Here is a 21,300-nt window from a genome sequence, read left to right as displayed (position 1 = left end):
TTATTTTTTTATTCTAATACATGATCTATTCCTATTTTTAGAATTTCTATCACATGTTTATCTGCTAAGGAATATCTTGCTTGTTTTCCTTCTTTGACGTATTTTACTAGGTTTTTACTTCGTAAAGTCCTTAATTGATGAGATACTGCTGATTGACTCATATCTAATGATTCACAAATATCACATACACATAAATCTTCTACTGCTAATAAGGACATGATTTTGAGTCGTGTGGGATTTCCAAAGATTTTAAATGTTTCAGACAATTCCATGTAGGTACTTTCACTTAATAGTTCTTCTTTTGCTCGTTTTATCTGTTCTTCATGTAGTACTGTTATGCTACATATGTCATCTCCGTCATTGAAAAAATCATCTTTATTCATTTAAATCACTCTTACATATGAGTATTTGTTCATATGTACATATAAAAGTTTTTGAAAAAAAATAAAAAAATATGAATAAGAAAAAAAATTAAAACATGTGAAAATTCAAAAAAAAAGTAATAACATGGCCATAATTACCATGACCATGTTCAAAAAAGTATACAAAAAATAACATACATTATTCATCAATTTCTACATTTCCAGTATTCTTCGTGGAATTTGTAGTTTGATTTGTTTTACTTGTATTTTTTGTACTATTAGTTGTATTCGCATCATCTACAGATGTATTCTCAGTTGTTATAGTCATATCAATATTTTCAAAATCAAATGTATCAATTACACTAATTACATTAACTACTTCTTGAGCGGTTCCATTAGAATAATATTGATTTGTAACATAAACTATTGATGCAATATTATTTGAAAGTAATGGTCCTGACACTGACTTTGTGAAAGAATAGGAATCAGGAGTATATTTTTTTACATCAGTATTATTTGAAATATAACTCACAACTTGTTTAGAAGTATAAGTATCATCTGAAGGTACAAATACATATGAATTAGAATCATCAGCACTATGAATATCCACAGTTAAATTATAATTATTTTTTATCATATCTGGGACTGCATATTCTTTAGCTAAAGACTCAGTTTTATTGTTTAATGTAAGATTACTTGTAGTATTATTAGTATCATCACTACTATCATCATTTGTAGTATTAATCACGTATATGTCATAAGCATATTTTAGATTTTCCATATCTTCAAGAGTTGAAACAATAGAAGTTGGTCCTTGTTTTTTCTGATCCACACCTACAATCAAAGCAACCTTAATACTAGAATCAGGATTACCATATGTAGAATACTTAATCACACTACCCATACTATTATTACCAATAATTGTTTCCTGAACACTATCCAAATCTCCAGTATCATTTACAACCTCAGTTGTATTATTCTCTACAGAAGTAGATGTACCACCATTTAACATAATAGTAACTGCAAATACTGCTATTATCGCAATTATTAATAAAATAATAATTCTTGAAGGATTTAATGGAAGACTTCCTGAGTCACCATACATAAATATTACCTCAAATTAATTTCTAGAAAATATATCACAAAATAATATACAATCTAAGAGGATTTTCTTGCTTAATCAATATAAATCATACACGATTATATCATTCTTTTAAAAAAGTAATAAAACCCTCAATTTTTTATAATATATATAATAAATTTATAAAGATTAATGTTTATAATTTACTAAAAAATAAAATATTAAATCAAAAAAAAGCACAACATTATAAATAAATATATTAATTTGAATAAACTAAGATTTAATTAATATAATTAAAAATAATAAATTCTAATAGACATTATATTTACCAATATAATTAATCTGCAATTGCAGAAAAAGAAACATTATTAAATAATACAGCAAGGGTGATAAAATGACAGGAATTGTTGGATATGGAGCTCATGTTCCCTCTTACAGAATAAAAGTAGAAGAAATTGCTAAAGTATGGGGAGACGACCCAAACTCTATTTCAAAAGGATTAGTCGTAAATCAAAAATCAGTACCAGGACCAGATGAAGATACAGTAACAATTGCAGTTGAAGCAGCGAGACGTGCATTAAAACGTGCAGAAATTAATCCGCAAGATATTGGAGCAATATATGTAGGATCAGAATCACATCCATATGCAGTAAAACCAACCGCAACAATAGTTGCTGATGCTATACAAGCAACACCAAATTTAACAGCAGCAGACCTAGAATTTGCATGTAAAGCAGGAACTGCAGGTATTCAAGCTGCAGTAGGTCTTGTAAAATCAGGTATGATAAAATATGGACTAGCAATTGGAGCTGATACATCACAAGGAGCACCAGGAGATGCATTAGAATACACTGCATCTGCAGGAGGAGCTGCATTTATTATAGGTGAAGATAATACCATTGCAGATATTGAAAAAACATGCAGTTTTACCACTGATACTCCTGACTTCTACAGAAGAGAAGGACAAGCATACCCATCACATGGTGGAAGATTCACAGGAGAACCAGCATACTTCAAACACGTGCTTGGAGCAGCAAACAGAATGTTAGAAGAAACCGGGACTACTTCTGAGGATTATGATTATGCAGTATTCCATCAACCAAATGGTAAATTCTACATAAGAGCAGCAAGAAAATTAGGTTTCACCGAAGAACAATACAACCAAGGATTATTAACACCAAATATTGGAAACACATACTCCGGAGCTACACCATTAGGTCTTGCATCTGTTCTTGATATTGCAAAACCAGGTGATAAAATATTTGCTGTATCTTACGGATCAGGAGCTGGAAGTGACGCATTTACAATAAAAGTAAATGATAGAATAGAAGAAACTAGAAACAAAGCTAAAACATTAGATGAAATTCAGAAAAACCTAACTTATGTTGATTATGCAACCTATGCTAAATTCAAAGGAAAAATTAGAATGGATTAAGCTTAGTTAAAATAAAAAAAATTAATATAAACGGAGGAGAAATAATGAGAGACGTAGCAATAGTAGGAGTTTCCCAAACAAAATTCGGAGAACTATGGGAGAAATCTTTTAGAGACTTAGTTGTAGAAGCTGGAGTAGATGCTATAAGAGATGCAAATATGAACGGAGAAGACATAGAAGCTATGTACATAGGAAATATGTCTGGAGGATTATTTGTAGGTCAAGAACACATAGGATCATTAATTGCAGAACACTCAGGATTAACACCAATCCCTGCAACAAGAGTCGAAGCAGCATGTGCCTCAGGAGGATTAGCTTTAAGACAAGCAATCATGGCAGTAGCTTCTGGTTACTATGATAGAGTAATGGCTGCAGGTGTGGAAAAAATGACTGATGTTGTAGATGCAACACCCGCAATTGCAGCAGCTGCAGACCAAGAATGGGAAGCACAACATGGAGTTACATTCCCATCACTATATGCAATGATGGCTCAAAGACATATGCATGAATATGGTACAACTCGTGAACAAATTGCAGGATTTGCAGTATTAGGACACAAAAATGGAGCACTAAACCCTAAAGCACAATTCCAAAGAGAAATAAGTGTTGATGCAGTACTAAATTCAACAAAAGTAGCATCACCATTAAACATATTAGACTGTTCACCAGTATCAGACGGAGCAGCAGCAGTTATAGTATGTCCTGCTGATGAAGCACACAAATATACTGACACCCCAATTTATGTAAGAGCATCCACACAAGCATCAGATACAATAGCATTACACAGTAGAAAAAGTTTAACCACAATAGAATCCACAAAATTTGCATCCCGCAAAGCATATGAAATTGCAGGATTAACAGCAAAAGACATGGATTTAGCAGAAGTACATGACTGTTTCAGTATCAATGGATTAATTGCTATTGAAGATTTAGGTTTCTTTGAAAAAGGAAAAGGTGGACAAGCAATTGAAGATGGCCTTATTGAAAGAGATGGAGAAATATCTGTAAATCCATCTGGAGGATTAAAAGCAAGAGGTCATCCACTAGGAGCAACAGGTATTGCACAAATAGCTGAAATTACATGGCAATTACGTGGAGAAGCAGGAAAAAGACAAGTACAAGATGCAGAAAACGGTATCACACTCAATATTGGAGGAACTGGTGGAACAGCAGCAGTACATATCCTATCCAAAAATAGAAAATAAAACTATAACCTCCTCTTCTTACTTATTTTTATAAATTTCATCAAGACAAAACAACACTATTAATAGTCATTATGTTAAAAATAAAAAAAATTTAAAGGATTATTTTAAATAAAAAAAAACAAGAGTAAACTTAAATTGCATCATCACGAAGTTCTATGAATTCCGCTTTATATTGATCAAACTTAACTAAATATTTATCTAATTCTTTATCATATTCTTCTAGTACATGCCCAGGAGCTTCAACTTCCATAGCATATCCATCAAATAATAATAATTTAACTTCAAGTAATGTAAAAAATTCAGAGGTTAAAGTCATTGCTAAATTTAAATACATTTCAGAATCATATACAGGATCCATTAAAAGACATTCCACCATTTCTTTTGTTTCTAAAAATAGTGGAAATTCATGAGATATTAAATCATTAGCCTGTAAATTATCGGCAATTTTATCAAAGGAATCTAAAATTAAATCCACTACTTCTCTTACAATTATTGTTGAAAGTCCTTTTTGTGAGGAACTACCCATATTCAAAAAAGTAACTGGAGTTACTATTTTTAAAGATTCAATTAAACTTACAACTAATTTCTTATATTCTGTTAAATCTCCAAAGAGCATGTCATTAAAATCTAAAATTTTATCCACAATAAATCCTCCTCGATTATATTCAGAAAATAATTCTGATTAAATAAGTATTTGTTAAAAATAAAATATAATAGTATAGTTAATAAAAAAAAAGAAGTTCATGAAATTCATGAACTTTTCCAAATAAGAATCAATATAACTTTGATATTAATCAAGATAAATCTAGATTAACCTAATTACATTGGAGGCATTCCGCCCATACCCATATCAGGTGCACCGCCAGCTGCTGCAGCTGCTCCTTGACTGGATGAAGCTATTACATCATCAATTCTTAAAATCATTTCAGCTGCTTCTGCTGCAGATTGAATAGCTTGTTTTTTAACTCTTTGAGGTTCAATAACTCCAGCTTCTTTCATGTCAGTTACTCCACCTTCAAATACATTTAATCCCATGTATAATGATTCTTCATGTGCTGCTCTTAAGTCTACTAAAGAATCTATACTATCAAGACCTGCATTTTCTGCAAGTGTTCTAGGAACAACTTCTAATGCTTCTGCAAATGCAGTTACTGCTAATTGTTCTCTTCCACTAATAGTTTCTGCATAGTCTTTTAATCCTTTTGCAATAGCTACTTCAGGAGCTCCTCCACCAACAACTACTTTTCCATCTTCTACTGTGGATGCTACTACTCCTATTGCATCATCTACTGCTCTTTCAATTTCATCAACTACATGTGAAGTTGAACCTCTTAATAATAAAGTTACTGCTTTAGGATCTTTACATTCTTTTACAAAAATCATGTCATCACCAGATACTTTATCTTCAGCTACAGATCCTGCATCTCCTAAATCTTCTGCAGATAAATCTTCAATGTTTGTTACAATTTTTGCACCAGTTGCTTTAGCTAATTTTTCCATGTCAGATTTTTTAACTCTTCTTGCTGCTAAGATTCCTGCTTTTGCTAAGTAGTGTTGTGCTAAGTCATCAATTCCTTTTTGACAGAAGATTACATTTGCACCTGCTTCTACTATTCCATCAATCATTTCTTTAATCATGTTTTCTTCTTGTTCGATGAATGCTTGCATTTGTGCTGGGTCAGTTATTCTAATTTCTGCATCTACTTCTGTTTCTTTAACTTCTATTGCACTATTAATTAATGCGATTTTTGCATCTGCAATATTTGTTGGCATACCTGGATGTACTCTTTCTTTGTCTATGATTACTCCTGATACTAATTCAGAATCTTCGATTGCTGCTCCATCTTTGGATTCAATTTTTATTTGTTCAGCATCTACTTTACCATCTTCTTCTACTTGGTTTACTGCACCTACTATGAGTTCTGCTAAAGGTCCTCTTGCTTTTTCGGTTCCTTTTCCAGTCATTGCAGTCATAGCAACTTTTAGAAGTGTGTCTTTATCAGATGAGTCTATTGAAATTTGATCTAATATTTCAATTGCTTTTAATGCTGCTTGTCTGTATCCTAAGGATATGATTGTTGGGTGAATTTCTTGGTCTAATAAATCTTCGGATTTTTTGAGTAATTCTCCTGCAATAATTACTGCAGTTGTTGTTCCATCTCCAACTTCATCTTCTTGTGTTTTTGCAACTTCTACTAACATTTTTGCTGCTGGGTGTTCAATATCCATTTCTTTTAATATTGTTACACCATCATTAGTTACTACAATATCTCCTAATCCATCTACAAGCATTTTGTCCATTCCTTTAGGACCTAATGTTGTTCTTACGGTTTCTGCTAAAACTTTACCAGCTAAAATATTGTTTCTTTGTGCATCTCTTCCTAAGTTTCTTGTTGTTCCTTCAGGTAAGATGATTAATGGTTGTTGTTGTGCCATATTATTACCTCTAATTTTTTATTATAAATTTATTTTTTTTCTAAGTATGATTTTAAAATCATGACTTTTTTTAGTTTAAATTGTTTCATTAAAATATAATTTTTATATCAGTCTATATTCATTACTGAGTTTGATTTAATATAAATACTTTACTATATTTTTCTGTACTGAATACAGAAAAAGATTTGGATAATAAAATTAGTTTAACAATATAACAAAAATATTTAAAAAAAGTATTAAATTATATAATTTTTTTAAAATTAATAAAACCGAAAAAGAAAGAAAAATAGTAGATTAATTATTCAGATGAATTTGTTTTTACCCAAATAATCCTATCACCATCACGTGCTCTTTGATAATATCCTCGTTTTTCTAGTGCTTTGAGTGTTTTAGCAAAATTTTCTTTTTCAAGATCCATAAATCCTAAATCCATCAAATAATCATATAACTCTGTTGCACTTTTTGCATCAGGTACTAATTGATAAATTTGAGATTGGAAACTAGTTAAACCAGGTAATGGTTTAATTACCATTTTATCAAAGTATTCCTTGTACTGAGTGAAATTTGAAATTTGTTCATCTTTATCACTAATTTGTTCAGATAATTTATTAATTTCTTGAATTTTCTTTTCATTATCTTCTTTCAATAACTCTGCCTTTTGAAGATCCGCAGTTAAGGAAGTTATTTGTTGTTCATAATCTGATTTCATATCTGCTTTTTCTAATTCTAACTCACGTAAACGTGGTTGTAAATCTTTAAGTTTATCTAATTCTGTATTTTTATCAGAGAGTAATAACTTATGATCTTCTATTTCTTTATTTTTACGTTCAAGAATATCTTTTAATTCATTGATATGTGTTTGATCATTAGCAAGTTCATCAATATTTTCTTGAAGTTGTTTTTCATTATTCTCTAATTTTTCATTGATAGATTTAATTAAATCATCTTTTTGAGATAACTCCGTAGATAATGCATCCATTTCAACTAATTTTTTATTAGAATCAGCCATATCCACTTTAAGATTTTTTATTAAGCTTTCTTTTTCAGATAAATTAGATTTTAATTCTAAGAACTCTTCATCTTTAAGTTTTAATTTATTTTCTAACCTACCTACTCTTTCATTAATTTCACTGATTAATTCATCTTTTTTAAGTAATGTATCATCCTTAGATTGTATAATTTCTTCAGATTGTATATATTGGTCTTCTTTATCTCGTAATTTAGATTTTACAACATCTAATTCATCACCTAAAGAGACAATATTTTCATTTAATTCCTCAATTTTATAGTTTCTTTGATTTATCAATGAATTTAATTTATTAATTTCTTGATCTTTTTCTTGATTAGCTTCATTATATGTTTCTTTTAATTTGAAAATTTCATCATCTTTAGCTTTAAGTTTATCATCCACAACAATAGAACTTTCAGATAATTGATCATTTAATTGTTTTATTTTCTCTTGAGATACTTGAACATTATTTCTTAAATCATTTATATCATCATTTTTAGATGCTGATTCTTGTTCTGCTGTTTTAAGTAATTTTTTTAGTTGAGATATTTCAATATCTTTTAACTCCAATTTTTGTGGTAATGCTGCTAATTTATCATTTTTATCTTGAACTGTTTTTTTAAGTTCATTTAATTGATCAGCATTATTTATTTTAGAATCTTGATAATTCTTTTTAAGAGTTTCATATTCTGAATCTTTTTCTTCAACTAATAACTTAAGATTATTATTTTCTTGTTCTAATTGATTTATAGATTTATTTTTTTCATCCAATGTCTTTTCAAGATATTCATTTTCAGAAAGTATTTTTTCATTATCATTTGTAAACTTAGTTAAACCTTCATTTAATTCAGTTATCTGAGAAGAAGTTGTTCTTTTTAATTGATTATATTCTAATTTAAGTTTATCATATTCAGCATCCTTATCATATAACTGTTTTTTTGTAGCTTTAAGTTCATCATTTAAATCTAAATTATTTGTTTTTTCATCAAATGTTGAAGAATCAATTTTTAATTTCAAATCAGAAATTTCATTATCTTTTTCAGATAATAATTGTTCTAAACTATCTACTTTAGAATCAATTACATTTTTATCTGTGGTTAAAGATTTTATAATCGTATCTTGTTCATTTAATTTTTCTTTAGTTAAAGATAATTCTTCCCCTACAGATTTATTTAATTTTTCTAAATCACTATAATTAGATTCTAATACTTCATATTTAGCTAAAGTTTTGCTATGTTCTTCTTTTAATGCAATATAATCATTATTTTTATCAATTAAGTCTTTTTTAATTGATTCATTATCCGAATTATTTACATGTTCATCAGATGCAGGTATTTCCTGGAATTTTTCAGTTAATTCTGTAATTTCTGCAGTTAATGATACTATTTTAGTATTAGCTTCTTTTAATTCTTGTTCTTTACTAGATAATTCTTGTTTTAGTATTTTAGTTTCTTCAACTACATTATTATCTTCAACATGTCCTTGATTAAGAGTTGATTTTAGTTTGGCGTTTTCATTTTTCAACTCATTAATTTGAAGTTCAGTTATCCTACTAGAATCTTGTAATCGTTGATAATCTGCTTTTAATGATATTAATTCATCTGATTTTTTTGTAAAATCATCTATTAAAGAATTAATACTATTATCAGAACTAGAAGATACTATATTATCTTTTTCACGTAAATCCTTATTCTCTTGTTCAAGTTGAATAATTTTATTATTGAGTTCATTTACATCAAAATTTTGAGAGCTATTACTTAATTCTAAATTAGTTTTTTCTAAATCTATTATTTTTTGTTCTAAATCATCTATTTTTGATTCATATTCTGTTGTATCAACATTAGAAGAAGCATTGTTTAATTCTTCAATCTGTTCTTCGTATTTTTTAATTTTTTGATCTCTTGATGTAACTTCTCTAGTCAATTGATTTTTTAATGTAGGAATTTCTTTTAATTCTTCATTTTGTCTATCAATAACAGATTTTAGTTGAGTTATTTCAGTTTGAGATGGTTCGTATGATGATTCTTTTTTTAATTTTTCATTTTCTATTTTTAATAGATCTATTTCTTCTTTAAGTTCTTTAGTAAATACATCGTCAACATTACCTTCAACTTCTTTTAAATCAGATATAGTTTGATTTTTTGATGCTACAGTTAGTTCTAGTTCTTTTATTTGATCTTTATATTCTTGAATTACATCTTGGTCTTCAAATGAAAGTACATCATTCTTCAGTTGAGATTCCATTTCTTTTATTTTTAAATCTTTTTCTTTAAGTTGAGTGTCTTTTTCCTGTAATTGAAGTTCTTTTTCTTTTAAGCTAGTTTCCTTTTTACTTACTTCATCGGTAAGTTCACCTATTTTTGCTTGTAAAGTTGAACTATTATTCTCTGTTTGTATTAAAAGATTTTTTACTACTTCATTTGTTTTAATATCTTTATTTTCATCGTTCAATTGTTCTTTAAGACTATTAATCTCTTTAAAACAAGATTTTACTAGTTCTCTCAATTCTTCTGATTCAACATCCTTTAAAAACGCCATAGTGATCACTATTTATATATATTAAATTTAAACTTTTAAAGTTTTTCTACTATTTTTAATAAAATTCATAATTTTTGTATTTTTAAATAAGTATTCGCATAAATAAGATACAATTATTCCTAATAAAAAGCCAACAAACACATCTGAAGGATAATGTACACCTAAATATAACCTAGATAATGCAACTAATATAGGTAATATCATAAAAAATCCCAAATACCCATAATTTCGACCTAATGTAAATGCTAAAGCACTAGCCATTGCAGTATGACCTGATGGAAAAGAAGGATCCGTACCTCTACTAAGAACAATTAATGAAGATAAATCCTGATAAGGCCTAGGTCGTAAAATAATATACTTAATAATTTGTGTAAAAACAAATGTTAATAATAAAGTTACTACTAATATTTTAGCCACTCTTTTTTCTTTTTCATTACCAAACAAATATAAAATTAAGGCAATGAAAAGCCCAGTATCTAATACTCCAAAATATGTTATAATTAAAGCTAGATTATTTAAGAAAAAATTATGAAAAGATAAATTAACAAGTTCTAAGAGTTTTATATCCCAAGAATATAAAATAGAAAACATGATACCACCATGCAGAAAAGAAGAAAAAGGAAATAAAATTATAAATATAATTTTGAAATTAGTTGAGCATTTAAAATTGAAGCTCCTGCAGCTCCACGAATAGTATTATGACCAACTAATGAATATTTAAAACTGTTTTCGAATACATCTTCACGTACTCTTCCTACAGATACACTCATTCCATGACCTGCATCCCTATCCATACGAGGTTGTGGTCTATCAGTTTCTTTTCTAACAATGACTGGTTGTTCTGGTGCAAATGATAATTCTTCTTTTTGAGGTATTCCTTTAAATGTAGACATTGTTTTTTCTATATCCTCTACTGTTAAATCATCATCTTCAAATTCTATTGCAACAGATTCAGTATGACCATCAACAACACCTACTCTATTACAGGAAGCACTAAGTGGGAAATTTGCTTTTTCTACAAGCCCCCCATTAACTTTTCCAAGTAAATGTAATGTTTCAGATTGCATTTTTTCTTCCTCACCACCAATAAAAGGAATAATATTATCAAGAATACCCATTGATGGAACACCATTATAGCCAGCACCACTTACTGCTTGCATTGTAGTAACAGATACACGTTTAAATGTATATTTATCAAATAATGGTTTTAAAGTTAAAGTTAATGCAATTGTTGAACAATTTGGATTTGTTACAATACATCCATCCCATCCCATGACATCTTTCTGTGTTTCCATCATTTCAAGATGTTCAGGATTTACCTCTGGAATAACTAAAGGAATATTTTCTTTCATACGATTAACACTAGCATTTGATGCAACAATAAATTTTTCTGCAAAAGCAGCCTCTACAGGTTCTGCTAATTGTGCAGGTAAAGAAGCAAATACAAAATCTACATCATCACTTATCTCATTAGGATCAGTATTTACTATTTTCATATCCCTTACTTCTTCAGGTATTGGAGTTGTTTGATGCCATGTTACAGCATCTTCATATCGTTTACCTGCAGATTTTTCTGAAGCAGCAACATTTACTATATTGAAATCAGGAATTTGGGATAATAATTGTATAAAACGTTGCCCCACCATTCCTGTTGCACCTAACACACATACATTTCTTACCATTTTTACACCATTATAATCCTAATACATCAAACATGTCTGCAATGTTTTTGTCTTGTTTATCATTTTGATAATTAATAGCTCGTATAACTCCATTAACAAATGCTTGTCTTGTTGAAGCTCTGTGAATAACTTCTATTCTTTCACCATCACCAGCAAACATAACCGTATGATCACCAACTATATCTCCACCACGTACAGCATGGATTCCAATTTCATCTTTTGGACGTTTCCCAACCATACCTTCCCTTCCATAACATGCTGTTTCTTTAAGATTTAAATCAAGATTTTCTGCTACAATTTCTGCTGCTCTTTTAGCTGTTCCGGATGGGGAATCTTGTTTATTATGATGATGTGCCTCAATAATTTCTACATCATATTCCTGACCTAATATTTTTGCAACTTGCCCTACTATTTCAAAAAATACATTTACTCCTGTAGCCATATTAGGTGAAATAACTGCTTTTACATTATTTTCTTTAATTGCTGTGTGCATTACTTCTAATTGTTCATCAGTTAAACCAGTAGTTCCAACTACAACATTTACTCCACATTCAGCACATATTTTAACTGTTTCTACTGCTGCTGAAGCTATTGTAAAATCCACTAATACATCAGGTTGAACTTTTTCTAATTCTGCTTTTAAATCTTGTGAACCAATTATTTTTACACCCATAGTTCCAAGACCTATCTGTTCTCCTAAATCTTTACCCGCTAATTGAGAATTAGGTATTTCTATTCCCATTACTACTTCCATATTTTCTTGTGATTGTACTGTTTTAACAATTTTAGAACCCATATTTCCAGCACAGCCAGTTACTGCTACTTTTATCATGTTTTCATCTCCATTATATTAAATTATGTTCTTTTAAAGCTTTTTTAAGAATTACTTCGTTTTCATCACTCATTTCATTAATTGGCATTCTTAATCCGCCCACATCATTACCCATTAATTTTAATGCTCTTTTTGTTGGTGCAGGACTTGCTTCTATGAATAATACATCCATTATATTAAATAATTCATTTGATAAAGATTGTGCTTTAGTATAATTTCCATTTAATGCACTATTTACTAAATCAGATGTTTTATCAGGTAAGATATTTGCAACTACACTGATTACTCCTCTAGATCCTTGAGCAATCATAGGCAATATTAATGAATCATTACCAGATAATACTGAAAAGTTATCTAGTAAATTATTTTTATCAAGTAAACTGAATAAATGAGCTAATCTATTTAAATCAGGATTTGCTTCTTTAATTGCAACTATATTATCTAATTTTGCTAAATCCGTAATTGTATCTACTGATAAATCAACTCCTGTTCTTGAAGGTACATTATATGCAATTATAGGTATATTTGTAGAATCATTTAGGAATTTGAAATGATTATATAACCCACTTTGTTGAGGTTTATTATAGTATGGTGTTATAACTAATGCACTGTCTGCTCCTGCATCTTCAGAGTATTTTACTAAATCTAATGCTTCTGATGTAGCATTACTTCCTGCACCAGCTATTGTTGTAACTCTACCATCTGCTTGATCTACCATTATATCAATTACTTTTTGATGTTCAGAATGAGTTAATGTTGCAGATTCACCAGTTGTTCCTGCAGCAACAATACCGCTAACTCCACCTGCTATTAAAAAATCAATGAAACTTCTATATTTTTCTTCATCAATATTATTATTTTTATCAAAAGGTGTTATCATAGCAACATGTGTTCCATCTAAATTCATTGTAAAGTCTCCTTAATTAATTTATGTGCTTTATCACCATCATCCCAGTCAACAAATACTACAACTGCTGTTTGACTAGATGATAATTCAACTATATTAATATTATTTTCATGTAATGGTTTTGTTATGCTTGTTATTATGCCTGGAGTATCAATAAAATCATGACTTACTACTGAAATCATTGCAATTTTCTGTCCTAAAGATATTGAACTTAATCTATCGCCTCGTATAACTAAATCATGCAATACTTCATGAGCTTTTTCTGCATCCTTTTCACTGAAGAATAAGGTTATAGAACTCTCACCAGTAGATATTCCATAAATACTTAAATTATTTTCAGATACCTTTTCTGTAACATTAGCAATTATACCTTGTTTATTCATTAAATCTTCGCCAACAACAGCTAATACTGATAATTTTTCTTCTAATTTTGTTATAGTTATAACATCTTCTTCTGAATGAGACGGTCCTATAATATCAGTCCCCTGTACTCTTAAATCACCATATTCAAAACTAATTATCTTCGCTTTTATATTTGGATCCTTATATCTTAATGCATTAGGATGAAGTACTTGTGCTCCATAATTTGCTAAGTCAATCATTTCTTCTACAGTAATTTTATCTAATTTTCTAGCTGTGTTTAATTTACGTGGATCAGTAGACATTACACCCTTTACATCAGTGACTATTATAACCTCATCAGCACCTATACAATGCCCTAATAAAAATGCAGATACATCACTTCCACCCCTACCCAGGGTAGTTACTACACCTTCAAGGTCTCTTCCAAGGAATCCGCAGACTACTGGTATAATACCTTGATTTAATAATTTTACTATGTGTTCTTTTGCTTGTTGTGCTGTCTTTTTCTTATCAATTTTTGCATTTAAATAATTACTATCTGTAATTACTGGCCATTTTTCACTAAATGGATCAATGTATTCTGCTTTAACACCTAATGATTCAATTGTTGCTGCCATTATACGTACACTTTGCATTTCACCCATAGCTAGAATACCTGCTAATTGTTTTTCTGTTACTGTATCACCTATGGATTCATTTACTAATTTTATAGATTCATCAGTAGTCTTATTAATTGCAGAAACTACTACTACTACTTGATTTCCTTGCATGTATTCATTAACAACTGAATTTGCTGCTTTTTTAATTCTTTCACCAGTACCTACTGATGTTCCACCAAATTTCGCCACAACTATTCCCATAAATTCACCTTTTTAATATAAGTAATCTGTTTTTTGACAGGTTATTCTGACAATAAAGTTATTCTTATAAAATATATATGATTTATTTAGTATTAAAAAATATGCAATTTGATAAAATAAGTTTAAATAATTAAATAAAAATTTCAAAAAGTAGATTATTAAAATTTAAAAAAAAGTTAAAGGTCAACAATATAATTATTGTTGTAATAAATGAGTAGCATATCCAGCAATTTGGTTTCTTAAGTGTTTTGTGGATACTGTTGAGTATTCAGCTACTACTTGTTTGTTGTTTTCAAAATCATTATTAAATTTATCACCGTGTAATTCTAATAATTCTTTTGCTGTTCTTTTAACAAATGTAGTTCTTATGTTTCCCATAATCATACCTCCATATTTTAAATATAATAAAAATTAACGTTAATTTAAATATTTTTTCTGCTCTTCTTTACTTATTGTAGCTAATAAATCAAAAATTTCAAGAACTTTTTCTTTATTGATTTCAATATTAACTAATTTTTCATTAATTTTCTCATGAATAATATTTTCTCTAGCAGAATCCAGTAAATCTTTATTAAGACTTTGTTTAGATTTTGCTATATTATAAGAAAGAGATGTACGTTCAATAATTAAATTGAGTATTTGTTCATCTAATGCATCTAGTTTATCTCGAGATTCATTTAATAAATTTTCTGCTTCTTTCTTATCCATATTACCACATTATTTAATAACTACAGCTCCCTCATTATCTGGTTCGGTTTCTATTAATCTACCAGGATACTTTGAAAGTGCACTTTTAATCTCATCAATATCCATTGAGTCATCCACTAAAATAGAGTATGCAGACCCAGTTCCAGATAATCCTGCAGCATTAGCTCCTGATTTTAATGCATCTATTGAAATTTGACTATCCAAATTTAATGCAGCACAATATAAAAAGCCATTTAATGTAAGAGCTTGTTCAATATTCTTATTTATAGCATTGGAAAATGCTATTTCCACAAGTGGTGCTAATGTTTTCATCGCATTAACATCAGACTGTGCAGTATATAAAGATTTGTTTGGGATATATATTAATACTTTCGAATAATCAACAATATAATCATATAAAATTTTTCTCTCATAATTATCAGTTATTTTCCAACCGCCATAAAATGAAGCAGATGCATCATCATAAGATCCAGTTTTAGTAACTCCTACTTCTAAAGAAGCATCAATTCCAATATTAAGGATATCCTCATCAGTAATTAAAACATCATCCCTAGTCATATTAGCTTCTTCCAATAATGCTAATAATACAGCATATACAACCGAATTAGAAGCAGCACTACTACTTGATAAACCAGAACCTGGAGGAATATCCGATTTAGTTTCTACTTTTAAACGAATATTTTTTAAATTAAAATTATCACATTCATTTAACTTATCATAAACCATCTTCACACATAAATCCATAAGAGATGTATCCATATCAGGACTATCTAAACTTTCGCATATTGCTTCTATATCTTTTGATGTATTATAATCTAATACATAAGCATCTGCAGTTACATATAATTTTATTCCGAAAGCAGAACCTTTACCTGTACTTATTGCATTAATTACTGTTGCTGATGCTGGAGAACGTACTTTAACCATTGTATCACATCATTTTATTATATACTATTTAATATCTTTTTTAAGACACATTTATTTATCCATTTTCCATACAGATTTAAAAAAAATAACAAGAAATCACCAAATAAATATTAAATTAGAAAAAATAATAGGACAATATTTAAATACTTTAAAAGTATTTATTATCAACCATAGCAATAAAATAAATAAACCTATCAAAAAGAGGTAATTATTATGACTATAAAATTAGAAGTATTTACATCACAAAGTTGTCCATACTGTCCTATGGCAATAGATGCAGCAGAAAAAGCAGTAGAAGAACTAGGAGATGTTATTGAATTTGAACACCTTGATGTTAATGAAAATATGTCAAAAGTAAGAGAACTTCAAATAATGTCTGTACCTACCGTCGTAATTGACAATGAAGTAGCATATGTCGGAGCACCAGAAGCTGCCGAATTAATTGCAACACTAAAATCAAAATTATAATAGAATAACCTACTTTTCTTTTTTTATCTTTTTAAGTAATCTTTAGAATATTTCCACCGTTTTATATTATATTACCAACATAAATTTAGCTAATTAAAAACAATATACTTATAGAACAAATATTAATAAAAATTTGAATTTTATTATGGAGGAATCAAAATAGAACATCATAAAAATTCAAGTGAAAAATCTGGAATTACAACAGGCAGTGTTGCCACTGCAGCTAGTGTTGCAGCAATACTTAAACTTACAGATAACGCTCCAGAAATAGTTCAAATTTCAGCACCTAATGATGAATTAACTGTTGAAATTGAAGAAACTATCCTACTTACTGAAAATAAAGCTAAAGCTATTGTTAAAAAACCAACATATAATGATCCCGATGTAACAAGAGGAATTAAGATAATATCCGAAGTTACTCTAACCAACTCTGCAGGTGAAATAGAAATTACAGCCGGAGAAGGTGTGGGTAAAATCACCAAACCGGGACTTCAAATACCTGTAGGTGAATATGCAATAAACCCTGTTCCACGTAAAATGATTAAAAATAATGTTAAAAAATATTTACCAGAACATAAAGGTGCAATTGTTAAAATTTCAATACCTGAAGGCAAAAATATTGCTCCAAAAACTATGAATAGCAGACTGGGTATTATTGATGGAATATCCATACTTGGAACTACAGGTATTGCTAGACCCATGTCTTCTAAGGCATATACTGACTCTTTACGAGTACAAATAGATGTTGCAATTGCCAATGGTTATAAAGATTTACTATTTGTTCCAGGGAATATTGGAACAAGAATTGCAAATGAAAAAATAGAAATTGAAGAAGATCAAATTATTGAAATGAGTAATTTTGTAGGTTACATGCTAGAAGAAGCAGAAAAAACAGGAAAAATTAATTCAATCACTATTTTTGGTCATGCTGGAAAATTAATTAAAATAGCAGCCGGAATATTTAATACTAAACAGAGTGTTGCTGATGCTAGAAGAGAAATTATGACAGCATATACATCATTAATTGGAGCAGATACATCAACATTACAAGACATATATAATTGTATTACAACAGAAGATGTTATTAAGATTTTAGATGAAAATAATCTTACGATTCCAGTATTTGAATTAATTGCAGATAAAATCATTGAATTATGTAATCTTAAATACAATATTGAATTTCACGCAGTTATTGTAAAAATGAATGGTGAAATATTAACACCATCAAAAATGAAAGATGTCCCATTTAAATGGAAATAATACAATGAAGTGATATTTTATGAATATATGCATAATAGGCCAATATCCCCCACAAGTTGGTGGTATTGCAACATACACAAAACAATTAAGTGATAAACTAGAAGAAGAAGGACATAATGTATATATTTTAACATATCCTCAAAATATTAAAAGAAAAAAAAATATATTTGAAGCTAAAACTATTAATATTCCAATAATTAGAGGCATTAGTTTCATTTTATCCAGTTATAGCCTATTAAATCAAATTATTGAAAAATACGATATTGATATTGTACATGCAAACTATATAATTCCCCCAGGATTAATAGCCTCATTAATGCATAAAAAAGATGTGAAAATAGTTGTAACTACACATGGATCAGATATAAACATACTACCATCAAATAAAATAATAAAACCACTCATCAAATATACTTTAAAACATTCAGATAATATCTATTTTGTAAGTGAAAAATTAGAAGAAAAGGCATTAGCACTAAACATACCTCAACTTAAAGAAAAATCCAAATTAACTCCAAATACTGTGAACATTCATAAATTCAAACCTATTAAAGAAAATGAAAAAAAACTAAATAAACAATACCACAACCCCTTAGTCATATTTATAGGAAATCTTGTGAAACAAAAGGGATTAATATATTTATTAGAAGCTAAAAAAATAGCAAAAACGAAATATGATTTACTTATATATGGAGAGGGTCCTGAAAAAAAATTATTAGAAAAATATATTCAAGAAAATAAACTAGAAAATACATACTTAATGGGAAAAACAACTACCCCTGAAAAAATAATTCCAGAATCAGATGTCATGGTACTACCTTCCATATCCGAAGGAGCAAGTATTGTTGCACTAGAAAGTATGTCTTGTGGTAAACCTCTTGTAATAACAAATAGTGGTAATATTTCTTCAATTATAACAAACAACGAAACGGGAATAATAGTACCTATAAAAAATCCATCAAAACTATCCGAAGAAATAGATAAACTAATAAAAAACAAAGAAAAACGTGAAAACATAGGCAAAAATGCGAGAAAACTAATTATAGAAAAATATTCTCAAATGAAAATCCCTTACCTTGAGTAAGATTTAGAAAGAAATGAATGATAAAATAACTTTAAAAAAAAGAGAGAGTAACTCATGAGAACAATACATCCCGAAATTCAAAATATTATGCAAAAATGTTATCCATTTATAAAAGAATATAATCCAGCCCAACAAGCAGTTATAGATTCAGGATATCTGGAAAACAATGAAAACTATATTATATCAATACCAACAGCAAGTGGAAAAACTGTTTTAGGAGTATTAGCTGCATTAAAAGTATTAATACAAGGCGGAAAAGTAATTTATGCAGTTCCCCTAATTTCATTACAAAATGAAAAATATAAAGAATTTAAAGTATTTGAACAATTTGGATACAAAGTAGGTAAACATCCATCACGTTCAGACATATCAGTCATGGTTTTTGAATCATTTGATGCATTAACCAGATTTTCAAGAAATATGATAAATGAAATTGATTTAGTTATTTTAGATGAATTTCATATGATTGGCGACTATTCACGAGGTCCTACAATAGAATGTGCAATAACTAGAATAAAAGAACATAATAAAGGTATGCGTATTATAGCACTATCTGCAACTCTACAAAACATGGACGAAATGTCACACTGGTTAGAAGCAGAAGTTGTAACACATGATTATAGACCAGTTCCATTACATAAAGAAGTTCTATGTGCCGAGGAATATGGTACTAAAGACAAAAATAACCTAGTATTTAAAATATTAAACGATTCTTTAGACGATTCATCACAAATGCTAACTTTTGTATCAACCAGAAGATTTACAGAATCTTTAGCTCAAAATATGGCTAAAAAAATATCTAAAAAAATACCTGATGCTAGAAAAGAAATATTTAATGAAATTGCTGAATCCATACTTGATGTTCCCAGAAGAAGTAACTCACAACCAACAGAAGTTTGTTATAAATTAGCAGAATGTATCCAAAATGGAATAGCATTTCATCATGCAGGATTATTTGATAAACAAAAAGAAATTATTGAAGAAGAATTTGTTAATGGAAATCTTTTAATGATTACAGCTACACCTAGTTTAATGTATGGAGTCAATTTACCATCAAAAAATGTTGTTATTAGAGATTATACACGATGGACTGACCAAGGACAAACTAATATCCCTGTATTTGACTATGAACAAATGTCTGGACGAGCAGGAAGACCTGGTTTTGATACAGAAGGATATTCTTATCTTTTAGCAAAAACATATGATGAAGCATTTAACCTTGATGAATATTATATTCATGGAGAAATTGAAGTAACAAATTCTAAATTAATAGATAATGAAGACGCGGTATTAAAACAAATTATTACCCAAGTATCAAGTGGATTTGCAAAAGATATTGAAGACCTTATTGATTTCTTTAATAAAACATTTTATGGATTTCAAATATCCCCTACATACAATACTATGAGTTTTGGGTTTTCTGATGAATCCATAAAATATGAAATATCCAGTGCTTTAGAATATTTAATACATAATGGTATTATACGTTTAAGTCCTTCAGGATTACAAACAACACCACTTGGTACTCTTATTTCAAGAAATAACTATGAAGTTAAAACTGCAGTAAAATTAAAAGACTATTGTAATATGATGGGTGATGAATTTAATATAGGTTCATTGATATATGAAATATCAAAGACACATGATATGCCTAAAATAAATACTAAATTTAAGGCAAATAAAGATAATATTAAAGAAGTTTTAAGTAACCAAGAAGTATTTGTTAGTTTCATATCGAACAGTGAATCTACAGCTGCAAGCTTATTAGAATGGATTAATGAAAGAAAAGAGTATGAAATTGAAAATTATCTTAAAGTATATGCTGCATCTACAAGAAGAGCTAGTTATGAAGCGGCAAATCTTGTTAAATATTTCTATGACATATGTGATGTATTAGGAAATTATAAATTCTTAACAGAAATAGATAAACTTAGTTCTAGATTATATTATGGTGTTAAAGAAGAATTACTTCCATTAGTAATTGGTATAAAACGTTTAGGACGACAACGTGCCCGTGTATTAATAAATACTTTTGGAAATAATTTAGCTAATGTTCAAACGAATGAATTAACCCATATTGATGGTATTGGTGAAAAAACTGCAGAAAAAATCATAGAATTCTACAAAAATAAGGAGTGATGAA

Annotated in this window: 19 protein-coding genes; 6 read left to right on the top strand and 13 right to left on the bottom strand. The window is 28.9% G+C overall.

Going from position 1 to position 21,300, the window contains the following annotated elements:
- Positions 1–8: 8 nt before the first annotated feature.
- Both NL43_RS00885 and NL43_RS00880 read right to left on the bottom strand, forming a co-directional pair.
- Entirely contained in the window at positions 9–383 is a 375-nt protein-coding gene (locus NL43_RS00885; RefSeq protein WP_069592089.1) for a metalloregulator ArsR/SmtB family transcription factor, read from the bottom strand.
- Between the two features lie 178 nt (positions 384–561).
- Entirely contained in the window at positions 562–1,467 is a 906-nt protein-coding gene (locus NL43_RS00880; RefSeq protein ID WP_069592088.1) for a hypothetical protein, read from the bottom strand.
- Between the two features lie 370 nt (positions 1,468–1,837).
- Here NL43_RS00880 and NL43_RS00875 point away from each other — a divergent pair, with 370 nt between their 5' ends.
- Both NL43_RS00875 and NL43_RS00870 read left to right on the top strand, forming a co-directional pair.
- Positions 1,838–2,878 (top strand): hydroxymethylglutaryl-CoA synthase, encoded by a 1,041-nt coding sequence (locus NL43_RS00875; protein ID WP_069592087.1) that lies wholly within the window; start codon positions 1,838–1,840, stop codon positions 2,876–2,878.
- A 44-nt stretch (positions 2,879–2,922) separates the two neighbouring features.
- The gene (locus NL43_RS00870; RefSeq protein WP_069592086.1) at positions 2,923–4,083 is read left to right on the top strand and encodes a thiolase domain-containing protein; all 1,161 of its coding nucleotides are present in this window, start codon (positions 2,923–2,925) and stop codon (positions 4,081–4,083) included.
- Positions 4,084–4,213: 130 nt separating this feature from the next.
- On the opposite strand, the gene NL43_RS00865 is transcribed toward NL43_RS00870, so the two are convergent.
- The 11 genes from NL43_RS00865 to NL43_RS00815 all read right to left on the bottom strand — a co-directional run bounded on the left by NL43_RS00865 (position 4,214) and on the right by NL43_RS00815 (position 16,345).
- Entirely contained in the window at positions 4,214–4,726 is a 513-nt protein-coding gene (locus NL43_RS00865) for a hypothetical protein (RefSeq protein WP_069592085.1), read from the bottom strand.
- A 176-nt stretch (positions 4,727–4,902) separates the two neighbouring features.
- Complete coding sequence (gene thsA / locus NL43_RS00860; RefSeq protein WP_069592084.1) at positions 4,903–6,519, bottom strand: thermosome subunit alpha; 1,617 nt, start codon at positions 6,517–6,519, stop codon at positions 4,903–4,905.
- Between the two features lie 298 nt (positions 6,520–6,817).
- Positions 6,818–10,066: a hypothetical protein gene (locus NL43_RS00855; protein ID WP_069592083.1), complete on the bottom strand. Its 3,249-nt coding sequence runs from the start codon at positions 10,064–10,066 to the stop codon at positions 6,818–6,820.
- 27 nt (positions 10,067–10,093) lie between these two features.
- A complete protein-coding gene (locus NL43_RS00850; protein WP_069592082.1) occupies positions 10,094–10,657 on the bottom strand; it encodes a phosphatase PAP2 family protein in 564 nt (187 codons plus the stop codon).
- Between the two features lie 38 nt (positions 10,658–10,695).
- Entirely contained in the window at positions 10,696–11,748 is a 1,053-nt protein-coding gene (gene asd, locus NL43_RS00845; RefSeq protein WP_069592081.1) for an aspartate-semialdehyde dehydrogenase, read from the bottom strand.
- A gap of 10 nt (positions 11,749–11,758) precedes the next feature.
- Complete coding sequence (gene dapB, locus NL43_RS00840; RefSeq protein ID WP_069592080.1) at positions 11,759–12,580, bottom strand: 4-hydroxy-tetrahydrodipicolinate reductase; 822 nt, start codon at positions 12,578–12,580, stop codon at positions 11,759–11,761.
- Between the two features lie 13 nt (positions 12,581–12,593).
- Positions 12,594–13,487, bottom strand: coding sequence for a 4-hydroxy-tetrahydrodipicolinate synthase (gene dapA, locus NL43_RS00835; protein WP_069592079.1), 894 nt, complete (start codon positions 13,485–13,487; stop codon positions 12,594–12,596).
- Positions 13,484–14,710, bottom strand: a complete 1,227-nt coding sequence (locus NL43_RS00830; RefSeq protein ID WP_069592078.1) for an aspartate kinase — start codon at positions 14,708–14,710, stop codon at positions 13,484–13,486. Before NL43_RS00830 ends, dapA begins: the two co-directional genes overlap by 4 nt.
- Before the next feature lie 195 nt (positions 14,711–14,905).
- Positions 14,906–15,088, bottom strand: a complete 183-nt coding sequence (locus tag NL43_RS00825) for a 30S ribosomal protein S17e (RefSeq protein WP_069592077.1) — start codon at positions 15,086–15,088, stop codon at positions 14,906–14,908.
- 39 nt (positions 15,089–15,127) lie between these two features.
- Complete coding sequence (locus NL43_RS00820; RefSeq protein ID WP_069592076.1) at positions 15,128–15,418, bottom strand: chorismate mutase; 291 nt, start codon at positions 15,416–15,418, stop codon at positions 15,128–15,130.
- A gap of 9 nt (positions 15,419–15,427) precedes the next feature.
- Positions 15,428–16,345 (bottom strand): shikimate kinase, encoded by a 918-nt coding sequence (locus NL43_RS00815; RefSeq protein WP_069592075.1) that lies wholly within the window; start codon positions 16,343–16,345, stop codon positions 15,428–15,430.
- Between the two features lie 213 nt (positions 16,346–16,558).
- Here NL43_RS00815 and NL43_RS00810 point away from each other — a divergent pair, with 213 nt between their 5' ends.
- From NL43_RS00810 to NL43_RS00795, 4 genes are all read left to right on the top strand, one after another.
- The gene (locus NL43_RS00810; protein WP_069592074.1) at positions 16,559–16,813 is read left to right on the top strand and encodes a thioredoxin family protein; all 255 of its coding nucleotides are present in this window, start codon (positions 16,559–16,561) and stop codon (positions 16,811–16,813) included.
- A gap of 159 nt (positions 16,814–16,972) precedes the next feature.
- Positions 16,973–18,073 (top strand): cobalt-precorrin-5B (C(1))-methyltransferase CbiD, encoded by a 1,101-nt coding sequence (gene cbiD, locus NL43_RS00805; RefSeq protein WP_069592073.1) that lies wholly within the window; start codon positions 16,973–16,975, stop codon positions 18,071–18,073.
- Positions 18,074–18,092: 19 nt separating this feature from the next.
- Positions 18,093–19,157: a glycosyltransferase family 4 protein gene (locus tag NL43_RS00800; RefSeq protein ID WP_069592072.1), complete on the top strand. Its 1,065-nt coding sequence runs from the start codon at positions 18,093–18,095 to the stop codon at positions 19,155–19,157.
- A 54-nt stretch (positions 19,158–19,211) separates the two neighbouring features.
- Entirely contained in the window at positions 19,212–21,296 is a 2,085-nt protein-coding gene (locus NL43_RS00795) for a DEAD/DEAH box helicase (protein ID WP_069592071.1), read from the top strand.
- The last annotated feature ends 4 nt before the right edge of the window (positions 21,297–21,300 follow it).

Origin of the sequence: Methanosphaera sp. WGK6 (assembly GCF_001729965.1) — an archaeon.
GTDB lineage: Archaea > Methanobacteriota > Methanobacteria > Methanobacteriales > Methanobacteriaceae > Methanosphaera.
Note: the sequence above shows the minus strand (reverse complement) of the source record. Positions and strands in the feature narration are given on the sequence as shown.

Excerpts from the sequence above, each read along its gene's own strand:
- NL43_RS00850 (WP_069592082.1), bottom strand. The coding sequence starts at position 10,657 with ATGTTTTCTATTTTATATTCTTGGGATATAAAACTCTTAGAACTTGTT.
- NL43_RS00820 (WP_069592076.1), bottom strand. The coding sequence starts at position 15,418 with ATGGATAAGAAAGAAGCAGAAAATTTATTAAATGAATCTCGAGATAAA.
- NL43_RS00825 (WP_069592077.1), bottom strand. The coding sequence starts at position 15,088 with ATGGGAAACATAAGAACTACATTTGTTAAAAGAACAGCAAAAGAATTA.
- NL43_RS00870 (WP_069592086.1), top strand. The coding sequence starts at position 2,923 with ATGAGAGACGTAGCAATAGTAGGAGTTTCCCAAACAAAATTCGGAGAA.
- NL43_RS00800 (WP_069592072.1), top strand. The coding sequence starts at position 18,093 with ATGAATATATGCATAATAGGCCAATATCCCCCACAAGTTGGTGGTATT.
- thsA (WP_069592084.1), bottom strand. The coding sequence starts at position 6,519 with ATGGCACAACAACAACCATTAATCATCTTACCTGAAGGAACAACAAGA.
- NL43_RS00885 (WP_069592089.1), bottom strand. The coding sequence starts at position 383 with ATGAATAAAGATGATTTTTTCAATGACGGAGATGACATATGTAGCATA.
- NL43_RS00855 (WP_069592083.1), bottom strand. The coding sequence starts at position 10,066 with ATGGCGTTTTTAAAGGATGTTGAATCAGAAGAATTGAGAGAACTAGTA.
- NL43_RS00830 (WP_069592078.1), bottom strand. The coding sequence starts at position 14,710 with ATGGGAATAGTTGTGGCGAAATTTGGTGGAACATCAGTAGGTACTGGT.
- dapB (WP_069592080.1), bottom strand. The coding sequence starts at position 12,580 with ATGATAAAAGTAGCAGTAACTGGCTGTGCTGGAAATATGGGTTCTAAA.
- NL43_RS00880 (WP_069592088.1), bottom strand. The coding sequence starts at position 1,467 with ATGTATGGTGACTCAGGAAGTCTTCCATTAAATCCTTCAAGAATTATT.
- NL43_RS00795 (WP_069592071.1), top strand. The coding sequence starts at position 19,212 with ATGAGAACAATACATCCCGAAATTCAAAATATTATGCAAAAATGTTAT.
- NL43_RS00810 (WP_069592074.1), top strand. The coding sequence starts at position 16,559 with ATGACTATAAAATTAGAAGTATTTACATCACAAAGTTGTCCATACTGT.
- NL43_RS00815 (WP_069592075.1), bottom strand. The coding sequence starts at position 16,345 with ATGGTTAAAGTACGTTCTCCAGCATCAGCAACAGTAATTAATGCAATA.
- asd (WP_069592081.1), bottom strand. The coding sequence starts at position 11,748 with ATGGTAAGAAATGTATGTGTGTTAGGTGCAACAGGAATGGTGGGGCAA.
- dapA (WP_069592079.1), bottom strand. The coding sequence starts at position 13,487 with ATGAATTTAGATGGAACACATGTTGCTATGATAACACCTTTTGATAAA.
- NL43_RS00875 (WP_069592087.1), top strand. The coding sequence starts at position 1,838 with ATGACAGGAATTGTTGGATATGGAGCTCATGTTCCCTCTTACAGAATA.